General features: G+C 72.8%; 8 protein-coding genes. 3 read left to right on the top strand and 5 right to left on the bottom strand.

What is annotated here, in order from left to right; translation table 11 throughout:
- Positions 1 to 158: 158 nt before the first annotated feature.
- From OHB09_RS07965 to OHB09_RS07950, 4 genes are all read right to left on the bottom strand, one after another.
- The gene (locus OHB09_RS07965) at positions 159 to 1100 is read right to left on the bottom strand and encodes a chitosanase (protein ID WP_319352326.1); all 942 of its coding nucleotides are present in this window, start codon (positions 1098 to 1100) and stop codon (positions 159 to 161) included.
- A 61-nt stretch (positions 1101 to 1161) separates the two neighbouring features.
- Positions 1162 to 1995 carry a chitosanase gene (locus OHB09_RS07960; protein ID WP_328921771.1) on the bottom strand — a complete coding sequence of 278 codons (834 nt, stop codon included), beginning with the start codon at positions 1993 to 1995 and terminating at the stop codon, positions 1162 to 1164.
- Between the two features lie 175 nt (positions 1996 to 2170).
- A complete protein-coding gene (locus OHB09_RS07955) occupies positions 2171 to 2911 on the bottom strand; it encodes an ankyrin repeat domain-containing protein (protein WP_167795567.1) in 741 nt (246 codons plus the stop codon).
- Between the two features lie 115 nt (positions 2912 to 3026).
- Positions 3027 to 3929 carry an RING finger protein gene (locus OHB09_RS07950; RefSeq protein ID WP_328921770.1) on the bottom strand — a complete coding sequence of 301 codons (903 nt, stop codon included), beginning with the start codon at positions 3927 to 3929 and terminating at the stop codon, positions 3027 to 3029.
- Positions 3930 to 4048: 119 nt separating this feature from the next.
- On the opposite strand from OHB09_RS07950, the gene OHB09_RS07945 reads away from it, so the two are divergent.
- The gene (locus OHB09_RS07945; protein ID WP_006143511.1) at positions 4049 to 4402 is read left to right on the top strand and encodes a chorismate mutase; all 354 of its coding nucleotides are present in this window, start codon (positions 4049 to 4051) and stop codon (positions 4400 to 4402) included.
- Between the two features lie 135 nt (positions 4403 to 4537).
- Positions 4538 to 7045 (top strand): aminopeptidase N, encoded by a 2508-nt coding sequence (pepN, locus tag OHB09_RS07940; protein WP_328921769.1) that lies wholly within the window; start codon positions 4538 to 4540, stop codon positions 7043 to 7045.
- A gap of 50 nt (positions 7046 to 7095) precedes the next feature.
- Here pepN and pyk read toward each other — a convergent pair whose 3' ends face one another.
- Complete coding sequence (gene pyk, locus OHB09_RS07935) at positions 7096 to 8538, bottom strand: pyruvate kinase (protein WP_328921768.1); 1443 nt, start codon at positions 8536 to 8538, stop codon at positions 7096 to 7098.
- Positions 8539 to 8765: 227 nt separating this feature from the next.
- Here pyk and OHB09_RS07930 point away from each other — a divergent pair, with 227 nt between their 5' ends.
- On the top strand, positions 8766 to 10571 hold the full coding sequence (locus OHB09_RS07930) for a bifunctional metallophosphatase/5'-nucleotidase (protein ID WP_328921767.1): 1806 nt from the start codon (positions 8766 to 8768) through the stop codon (positions 10569 to 10571).
- The last annotated feature ends 12 nt before the right edge of the window (positions 10572 to 10583 follow it).

Raw genomic sequence — 10583 nt, 5'->3', positions numbered from 1 at the left:
ACGGCGCCCGCCCCACCGTCCCCGACCGGACACCTGGGCGGGCGTCGTTGCTTGTGCCGGGAGCCGGGAGCCGGGAGCCGGGAGCCTGAGGGCTGAGGGCTGAGGGCTGAGGGCTGAGGGCTGAGGGCGAGCCGGGGAGCCGGCCGTGCGCCCGGGCCTCAGGACACGTGGTCGACGCGGTACCGCTCGCCGTACACCCGCCACTCCAGTGGCATTCTCAGCTCGAAGTAGCCCTTGTCCACGAACGTCCGCAACGCCGTGTCGATACGCGAGGTGTCGCCGTGCGGACGGTCCGCGCCGGACCGCTCGATCGCCGCGCGCCGCACATCCAGGAAGGCGTTCAGATAGTCCTTGCGCGAGCCGCCGTCCGAGGGCAGGTCGGCGCGTTGCAGCGCCTTCTCGCGCAGCCCGTAGAAGCCGTCGGCGTCGAGGCCCGGGCCGTGCAGCACCATCGCGTCGTAGTAGACGAGCTGACCCAGCGCCCCGAGTCCGTCCAGCTTGGCCAGCCGCACTGCGGGATCGAAGTAGACCCGGTCGCGCTCCTCCTCCTGCGCCTCGCGGAACGCCTTCACCCGCGCCTCGGCACGCCAGGCGGCGGTGAACCCGGGATCGAGGCCCTCGTGCGAGTCCGAGCCGTTCACCGCGCGCAGGGCGGGCAGGTAGCGGGCGAGACCGTTGTCCGGATGGGCCTCGGTGTACTGCTCCACCAGGGTCAGCAGGTCGTCGGTGCCCGTGCAGAAGCCGATGATCCCGGCGGTGTAGCCGTGCCCGTCACCGGTGTCCTCGATCGCCCCGTACGCCGTGCGCCAGTCGAGGGTGGAGTTCTCCACACTGGAGACGAAACGTTGCGCCAGTTCCTTCAGGGCCGGCCCGGCCAGCCCGGGCGGGGCGTCGGCGACGACCGCGTCGTCCGCGCGCCGTTCCTTGCCGTGCGCGGCCCGCGCGGCGGCGGAGGCGGCCGCCGAGGGCTCACCGGGGGCGTCGGACCCGCCGTCGGGCAGCGCGAGGTGCACCACGCCCGCGACGATCGGCACGGCCAGGACGAGCAGGCACCCTCGCCACGCCCCTGACCTCTGCTTGGACCCCGACTCCGCACGCATGCGAACAATCTATCGAACGACTGTGAAACGGGGGAATAGAGGGATCCGGGGGGCGAAGGGGTCACCCGATCTCGTACCGCTCCCCGTACACCCGCCACACCAGCGGCGGGTTCAGTTCCAGGTTGCCCTCCCGCAGGAACACGCGCTGCGCGGTGTCCACCCGGCTCGTGTCCACCTCCGGCCCCCGCTTTCGCATCGCCGCCCTGCGGACGTCCAGGAAGGCCCCGAGGTAGGCAGCCTCCGGACCGCCCTCCGCCGGGCTCTTCGCCCGCCGCAGTGCCGCCGCCCGGATCCCGCCGAAGCTCCCCGGCCTCGTGCCCGGCCCGTGGAAGACGATCGCGTCGTAATAGACGAACTGGCCGAGCGCCCCCAGGCCGTCCTCCTCGGCCCGCCGCACCGCGGGGTCGAAGTACACCCGGTCCCGCTCCGCGTCCTGCGCCCGCCGGAACGCCGGAACCCTGGCCTCCGCCTTCCAGGCCGCCGTGAACCCGGCGCCCAGCCCCTCGTGCGAATCCGTGCCGTCCACCGCGCGCAGCGCGGGGAGGTACCGGGCCAGCCGGTTGCCCGGGTGCTCCTCCATGTACTTCTCCACCAGCGTCAGCAGATCGTGCGTGCCCGTGCAGAACCCGATGATCCCGGCCGTGTACCCCTGCCCGTCGCCGATGTCCTCGATGTACCCGTAGGCGCTGCGCCAGTCCAGGGTGCCGTTCTCCGCGCTCGCCACGATCTGCTGGGCGATCTCCTTCTTCGCGGGGGAGCCGAGACCCGTCCCGTCGGACTTCCGGCCGGCCCCGTCGTCCCGGCCCCGGTCGCCGGGGCCGGGCGTCAGGCCGTACACCGTGGCCACGACCAGCACGGTCACGGCCGCCCACAAGAGGTGACGGACTCGCTTCATGCGATACAGCGTACGGACGCCGCACCGCCCCACGGAGGTGACACGGCTCCGGGCGCCCGGCTCGCACACCCGTTCCGACCAGTCATGCAGCGCCGCCCGCCCGGCACGGCGGCCCCGGCCCGTCCGGCACAGCGGCCCCTGCCCTGTCCGGCACGGCGGCCCCGCCCCGTCCGGCTCAGCCCTGCTCACCGGCCCGGCCCAGCAACTCCCTCACGATCGCCGCATGCCCCAGTTGGCGGTCGTCGCCGGCCACCACGCGGCCGTCCCGGACCAGCGTCACCTCCACCGTCGGCGCCCCCTTCTCCGCCACGAAGCGCCGCACCCGGTACCCCGGCCCCGCCCCGTACGCCGCCTCCAGGCCCGCCCGCAGTTCCGCGGCGACGTCCGCCGCCGCCCAGCGCCGCGCCTCCGCGAGGGCTTCGGCACGCGCCCCGGCGCCCGCCGCCAGCAGCGCCCGCACGCATCCGGGCGAGCCCCGCCGCGCCGCCGCGACCAGCGGCGGCTCCCCGCCGGGACCCGGCCGGTCCGGGTCCGCCCCGGCCGCGAGCAGCGCCGAGACCACCCCGGCGTGCCCCAGCCGCACCGCCCACGTCAGCGCCCGGAAGCCGTACTCCTCCTCCAGGTCCACCGCCGCCCCGGCCCCCAGCAGCGCCCGCACCACCTGCTCGTGCCCGCCGCAGGCCGCCCCGCACAGCGGCGCGTCCGTGCCGCGGCTCAGCCGGTCCGGGTCGGCGCCGGCCGCCAGCAGCAGCCGCACGAGGCCGGGCGCGTCGGCGACCGCCGCGAGATACAGGGCCGTCTGCCCGTCCTCGTCGGCCTCCTCCGGGTCCGCGCCGGCCCGCAGCAGCCGTACGACCGCGTCCTCGTCCCCTTCGTGCACCGCAGGGAGCAGCCCCGGCGGCCCTTGCCTGTCCATCCCTCGACCCTCGCGCGCCAAGGGCCCCCGGGCAAAGGGAATTCGGGGTGTTCCACACCACTTGTCGCACCACCTGTCACCCTGTCACCTCCCGGGACGGCACCAGATCCTCGGCTCAGGTGTCGCACTCCAGCACCGTCCGGCACAACCCGCACCGCGCCCGCACCCGGCCCCGTACGGGCACCCGGATGCGCTGGAAGCAGACGGGACACGAGAACGACACCCGCTCCGCCCCCGCACCACCCGGCGCGAAGGAGTACCCGACCCCCTCCGGCGCGCGCTCCCCGCCGCCCACGTGCTCCCGCGCGCGCCGACGCTCGTGCGCGTACCGCCGGCGGCCCGCCCAGCCCGCGGCCGTCAGCGGCGGCTCCCGCCCGTCCTGCCGGGCCCGCGCCAGCCCCCTGGTGTACGCCGTGTACGCCTGCGGACTGGTGAACCACACCGAGGGATCCTCCCCGAACACCAGCGCCCGCTTGGCCACCACGTACCCGAACTCCTCCGGCGTCAGATAGCCCAGCTTCTGCGAGGACGCCCCGTCCTCCCGGTAGGCGTCCAGGAGCAGCCAGCCCGCGCCGAGATAGGCCGCCGCCGTGTCCGTGAGGATCTCGTTGTCCCGCGTACCGGGGAACGCCAGGTCCAGACGGTGCAGAAAGACGTGCATCACCTCGTGCGCGAGGGCCGCCCCGATGTCCCTGCGGTGCGTGCGGAAACGGTCGTTCAGCTCGATGAAGTACTCGGGACCCGCCTCCAGTTCCACCTGGGCGGCATGCGTCATCTCCCGGAAGCCGACGATCATCCGCGCGTCCGGCAACCGGTAGTGGCGCACCAGCTCCCGCGCCACCCGCTGCGCCCCCAGATGCAGGTCGTCCCCGTCGGCGAACGCCACGTCCGCGGGCGCCACGCTCACCTCGAAGCTCCGCACGGTGTCGTACGACAACCGCCGGTACAGCGCGGTGAGGGCCGACCGCACCGTGTCCAGATGGGGAAAGCCGTGCTCCACAGGACCGCCGTTCGCCACGTCCGCACCCCCACAAGACGCCGGCCGCGCGAGGACCGGCCGCGCCCTCCACTGTAGGCACTGTCCGGCCTGCGGAACGCTCCCGAGCCGCCCCCCGCCTCCCCGTAGGGTGTGCGCCCATGACCACCAGCAACAGTGCCGGGACCGATCCCGCGGTCCACGCCGAGCTCGAACGGCTGCGCGACAGCATCGACAACATCGACGCCGCCGTCGTCCACATGCTCGCCGAACGCTTCAAGTGCACCCAGCAGGTCGGCCATCTCAAGGCCGCGCACCGGCTGCCCCCGGCCGACCCCGAACGGGAGACCCGCCAGATCACCCGGCTGCGCAGGCTCGCGGAGAGCGCCAAGCTCGACCCCGCGTTCGCCGAGAAACTCCTCAACTTCATCATCGCCGAGGTGATCCGCCACCACGAGCGCATCGCCGACACCTCGGCCGACCCCGCCCCGGGCGCCCCCACGAACCCCTCCTGAGCCGCCCGCGCCATCCGGCGGCGCCCCTCGGCGCCCGCCGGTGCCCCCTGAGCGCCCGTCCGCGCTCCGCGGCGGCGCCCGCCGTCCGCAGGGCCCCCCTGTGCCGTGCGGACGGCATCGGGCAGCATGGCCACCATGTCCGTACTGACGCGCGACGAAGCGCAGACCCGTGCCAAGCTCCTCGACGTCCACCACTACACGGTCGGCCTCGACCTCACCGTCGGCGAGGACACCTTCGACTCCCGCACCGTCGTCCGGTTCACCGTGCGCGGCTCCTCCGACACGGCCGGTACGGACACCTTCGTCGAACTCAAGCCGGCCGCACTGCGCTCCGCCACCCTGGACGGGCGGCCCCTGGACCCCTCGCTCCTCGAGGACAACCGGCTGCCGCTGCGCGACCTCACCCCCGGCGAACACGAACTGCGCGTCGACGCCTCCATGCGGTACTCCCGCACCGGCGAGGGCATGCACCGCTTCACCGACCCCAGCGACGGCGAGACGTACGTCTACACCCAGATGTTCATGGACGACGTCCAGCGCGTCTTCGCCGCCTTCGACCAGCCCGACCTCAAGGCCGTCTTCGACCTCACCGTCACCGCCCCCGAGGGCTGGACCGTCCTCGCCAACGGCGTCACCGAACACACCGGCGAGGGCACCTGGAAGGCCACCACCACCCCGCCGATCTCCACCTACCTCGTCGCCCTCGCCGCCGGCCCCTGGCACTCGGTACGCACCGAACACCGCGGACTGCCCTTCGGCATCCACTGCCGCCGCTCGCTCGCCCCGTACCTCGACACCGACGCCGAGGAGATCCTCGACATCACCCGCGCCTGCTACGACCGCTACCACGAGAAGTTCGAGGAGCCCTACCCCTTCGACTCCTACGACCAGGCGTTCGTCCCCGAGTTCAACGCCGGCGCCATGGAGAACCCCGGACTGGTCACCTTCCGCGACGAGTTCGTCTACCGCTCCGCCGTCACCGACACCGAACGCCAGACCCGCGCCATGGTCATCGCCCACGAGATGGCCCACATGTGGTTCGGCGACCTCGTCACCCTCCGGTGGTGGGACGACATCTGGCTCAACGAGTCCTTCGCCGAGTACATGGGCTACCAGACCACCGCCGAGGCCACCCGCTTCACCGACTCCTGGACCGAGTTCGGCGTCTCCCGCAAGGCCTGGGGCTACGAGGCCGACCAGCGCCCCTCCACCCACCCCGTCGCCCCCGAGGCCGTCCCCGACACCGCCTCCGCCCTCCTCAACTTCGACGGCATCTCCTACGCCAAGGGCGCCTCCGCCCTGCGCCAACTGGTCACCTGGCTCGGCGAGAAGGACTTCCTCGCCGGCATCAACACCCACTTCGCCCGCCACAGATTCGCCAACGCCACCCTCGCCGACTTCCTCGACTCCCTCGCCTCCGCCACCGAACGCGACGTCCACGCCTGGGCCGACGCATGGCTGCGCACCACGGGCGTCGACACACTCACCCCGGTCCTCACCCGCGCCGAGGACGGCACCCACACCCTCACCGTCACCCACGACGGAAGCCGCCCCCACCGCATCGCCGTCGGCCTCTACGACCGCGACCTCACCGACGAGGACGGCCTCCACCTGCGCACCCGCCTCGAGGTCGACGTCCCCGGCACCACGGACCACCCCCTCGGCAAACGCCCCGTGCTGCTCGTCCCCAACGACTCCGACCTCACCTACGCCAAGGTCCGCTTCGACCCCGAGTCGTACGCCACCCTCCGCGCATCCCTCTCCGGCCTCCCCGACCCCCTCACCCGCGCCGTCGTCTGGAACTCCCTGCGCGACGCCGTCCGCGACGGCGAACTCGCCCCGGACGCCTACCTGGACATCGCCCGCGCCCACCTCCCGCGCGAGACCGACGTCGCCCTCGTCCAGGGCGTCCTCGCCTTCGCCGCCGGCCAGATCGCCGACCGCTACCTCACCCCCGAGCGCCGGCCCGCCGCCCTCGCCACCCTCACCGAACTCTGCCGCGACCTCGTCCGCCGCACCGAGGACGGCTCCCACCCCGGGCTGCGCCTGACCGCCGTGCGCCACCGCATCGACGTCGCCGCCCACCCCCACACCATCGCCGCCTGGCTCGCCGAGGGCACCGTCCCCGGCGGCCCCGAACTCGACCCCGAACTGCGCTGGCGCGTCCTGAGCCGGCTCGCCGCCCTCGGCGCCGTCGACGAGGACACCCTCGCCGCCGAACTCGCACGCGACCCCAGCGCCACCGGCCAGGAGGGCGCCGCCCGCTGCCGCGCCGCACTGCCCGACCCCGCCGCCAAGGAACGCGCCTGGGCGGCCATGTTCACCGAGGACCCCGCCGCCGACCTGTCCAACTACCTGTTCACCGCCACCGCCCAAGGCTTCTGGCAGCCCGAACAGGCCGACCTGCTGGGGGAGTACGTCGACCGCTACTACCAGGACGCCACCGCCCTCGCCGCCCGCCGCGGCCCCGCCATCGCCGACGCGATCGGCCGCTGGGCCTTCCCCGCCTACGCCGTCGACACCGGCCACCTGCGAAAGGGCGAGACCTTCCTGCGCGAGAGCGACCCCGTGCCCTCCCTGCGCCGCCGGCTCGCCGACCAGCTCGACGACCTCGCCCGCGCCCTGCGCGTCCGCGAGGCCTGACCGGCACCGCCGCGCGGGGAAGGGCCGGGACACCGCCCCGCCCCGCGCGGTCACCCGGAGCCGGCGCCGCCCCCGCCGACCCGATGCACCCGCACCATGTTCGTCGTCCCCCGCACCCCGGGCGGCGACCCCGCCGTGAGGACCACGACGTCCCCGCGACGACACCGCCCGTACCGCAGCAGCGCCTCCTCCACCTGAGTGATCATCGCGTCCGTGGAACCGGCGGCCGGCTCCAGGAACGTCTCCACCCCCCACGTCAGACTCAACCGCGAGCGCGTCGCCTGCTCGGCGGTGAACGCCAGCACCGGGATCGGTGAACGGTGCCGCGCCAGACGGCGCGCCGTGTCACCGCTCTGAGTGAACGCCACCAGATACCGCGCACCCAGACAGTCCCCGATCCCCGCCGCCGCCCGCGCCACCGCCCCGCCCCGGCTGCGCGGCCTGTCCCCGTCCGTCAGCGGCGCGAGCCCCGCACCGAGGAAGTCCTCCTCCGCCGCCTCGACGATCCTCACCATCGTCGCCACCGCCTCGACGGGATGCGCCCCCGCACTCGTCTCACCCGACAGCATCACCGCGTCCGTGCCGTCGAGAACCGCGTTCGCCACATCACTGGCCTCCGCCCGCGTCGGCCGCACACGCCCCGTCATCGAGTCGAGCAACTGCGTGGACACGACCACCGGCTTCGCAGCGCGCCGGGCCAGCTCCACCACCCGCTTCTGCACCGAGGGCACCCGCTCCAGCGGCATCTCCGCCCCCAGATCACCCCGGGCCACCACGATCCCGTCGAACGCGGCCACGATCTCCTCGATCGCCTCCACCGCCTGCGGCTTCTCCACCTTCGCGAGGACGGGAAGACGCCGGCCCTCCTCGTCCATCACCCGGTGCACGGCCGCCACATCCCGCCCGGAACACACGAACGACAGCGCCACCACGTCGAAACCCGTCCGCAACGCCCAGCGCAGATCGTCCTCGTCCGCCGCACCCAGCGCGGGCGCCGACGTGAGGACACCGGGCAGATTCAGACCCGCGTGGTCCGCCACCCCACCGCCCTCCACGACCCTCGTACGCACCCGGGACCCGTCCACGGACACGACCTCCAGCACGACCCGGCCCTCGTCCACGAGCACCCGCTGCCCGGGGCCCACCGCACCCGCGAGCCCCACGCAGGTCGTCCCGCACCCGTGCCGGTCACCGAGGACGCCCTCCTCGCCCGTCAGAGTGAACTCGTCCCCGGCGCCCAGCACTACGGGCCCCGCACGGAACCGGCCGAGCCGCGTCTTCCGCCCCCGCAGATCGGCGAGCAGACACACACTCCGCCCCGTCTCGTCGGCCGCCTTCCGCACCCACCGGTACCGCTCCTCGTCCGCACCGCGCCCCCCACCGTGGCCCAGACCCAGGCGCGCCACATCCATCCCGGCCTCGACCAAAGCCCTGACCTGCTCGTACGAGTCGGTGGCGGACCCCAAAGCGCACACGATCTTCACTCGACGCATGGCTCCGACACTAAGACACCCCTCCGCCGACGGCGCGGTGAGGAAACGCCGGCGGCGCGGTGAGGAAACACGGACGCGCCACGGCCTCCACCGGCGGAGCGAACCCGCAGAACCCACCGGTCATCAGATCGCAACCAGGGCCCCCCTGTCGCACCCCCACCCCACCGGGCCACAATCTACGCGCGTCACCACACCGGCGACCCCTCCCCGCCCAAGGAGCTCCCCCCATGCCCCTGAACCGCCGCAGGTTCCTCGAAAACGCCGCCCTCACCACCGGCGCTGCCACCCTCACCACCGTGACCACCACTGCCGCCGCCCACGCCGCCGCCCCCACCCCCCACAAGAAGCCCCCACGACGCCACACCCTCACCGTCATGGGCACCACCGACCTCCACGGCCACCTCTTCAACTGGGACTACTACAAGGACGCCACCTACACCGACCCCGAGGGCAACGCCCAGGGACTCGCCCGCATCTCCACCCTCGTCCAGCAGATCCGCCAGGAACGAGGCCGCGAGAACACCCTCCTCATCGACGCCGGCGACACCATCCAGGGCACCCCGCTCACCTACTACTACGCCAAGGTCGACCCCATCACCGCCAAGGGCGGCCCCGTCCACCCCATGGCCCGCGCCATGAACACCATCGGCTACGACGCCGCCGCCCTCGGCAACCACGAGTTCAACTACGGCATCGACACCCTCAGGAAGTTCGAGTCCCAGCTCGACTTCCCCCTCCTCGGCGCCAACGCCGTCGACGCCACCACCCTCAAACCCGCCTTCGCCCCCTACCTCCTCAAGAAGCTCCACGTCCCCGGCGGCCCGCCCGTCAAGGTCGCCGTCCTCGGCCTCACCAACCCCGGCATCGCCATCTGGGACAAGGCCTACGTCCAGGGCAAACTCGCCTTCCCCGGACTCGAGGAACAGGCCGCCACCTGGGTGCCCAGACTCCGCTCCATGGGCGCCGACGTCGTCATCGTCTCCGCCCACTCCGGCGCCGACGGCACCTCCTCCTGGGGCGACCAGCTCCCCTACGTCGAGAACGCCGCCGCCGACATCGCGAAGACCGTCCCCGGCATCGACGCCATCCTCGTCGGCCACGCCCACGTCGAGATCCCCGAACGCAAGGTCACCAACGACACCACCGGCAAGACCGTCGTCCTCTCCGAACCCCTCTGCTTCGCCGAACGCCTCACCCTCTTCGACATCGAACTCACCCTCGACAAGGGCCACTGGACCGTCGACAAGGTCAGCGCCTCCCTCCGCGACACCAGCGAGGTCGAGGACGACCCCCGCATCACCAAGCTCCTCGACCACCAGCACCGCGCCGTCGTCGCCTACGTCAACCAGGTCGTCGGCACCGCCACCGAGACCCTCACCACCGTCGACGCCCGCTACAAGGACGCCCCCATCATCGACCTCATCACCAAGGTCCAGGAGGACGTCGTCAAGGAAGCACTCACCGGCACCGCATACGCCGACCTCCCCGTCCTCGCCCAGGCATCCCCCTTCTCCCGCACCTCCGAGATCCCCGCCGGCGACGTCACCATCCGCGCCCTCTCCAGCCTCTACGTCTACGACAACACCCTCGTCGCCAAACTCCTCACCGGCGCCCAGCTCCGCGCCTACCTCGAATACTCCGCCCAGTACTACGAACGCACCGCCCCCGACGCCCCCGTCGACATCGACGCCCTCACCAACGAAGGCGGCCGCCCCGACTACAACTACGACTACGTCTCCGGCCTCACCTACGACATCGACATCGCCCAGCCCGCCGGAAGCCGCATCAAGAACCTCGCCCACAACGGCGAACCACTCGACGACACCGCCCAGTTCGTCCTCGCCGTCAACAACTACCGCGCCAACGGCGGCGGAGCCTTCCCACACGTCGCGAACGCCAAGGAACTCTGGTCCGAATCCACCGAGATCCGCACCCGCATCGCCGAATGGGTCACCGCCAAGGGCGTCCTCGACCCCAAGGACTTCGCCTCCACCGACTGGAAGCTCACCCGCGACGGCACCCCCGTCTTCTGACCCCGGGAAAAG

The sequence above is a fragment of the Streptomyces griseoaurantiacus genome (assembly GCF_036189845.1).
Lineage (GTDB): Bacteria > Actinomycetota > Actinomycetes > Streptomycetales > Streptomycetaceae > Streptomyces > Streptomyces griseoaurantiacus.
Note: the sequence above shows the minus strand (reverse complement) of the source record. Positions and strands in the feature narration are given on the sequence as shown.

Coding starts and splice junctions, on each gene's coding strand:
- OHB09_RS07955 (WP_167795567.1), bottom strand. CDS start 2,911: ATGGACAGGCAAGGGCCGCCGGGGCTGCTCCCTGCGGTGCACGAAGGG.
- OHB09_RS07965 (WP_319352326.1), bottom strand. CDS start 1,100: ATGCGTGCGGAGTCGGGGTCCAAGCAGAGGTCAGGGGCGTGGCGAGGG.
- OHB09_RS07960 (WP_328921771.1), bottom strand. CDS start 1,995: ATGAAGCGAGTCCGTCACCTCTTGTGGGCGGCCGTGACCGTGCTGGTC.
- pyk (WP_328921768.1), bottom strand. CDS start 8,538: ATGCGTCGAGTGAAGATCGTGTGCGCTTTGGGGTCCGCCACCGACTCG.
- pepN (WP_328921769.1), top strand. CDS start 4,538: ATGTCCGTACTGACGCGCGACGAAGCGCAGACCCGTGCCAAGCTCCTC.
- OHB09_RS07930 (WP_328921767.1), top strand. CDS start 8,766: ATGCCCCTGAACCGCCGCAGGTTCCTCGAAAACGCCGCCCTCACCACC.
- OHB09_RS07945 (WP_006143511.1), top strand. CDS start 4,049: ATGACCACCAGCAACAGTGCCGGGACCGATCCCGCGGTCCACGCCGAG.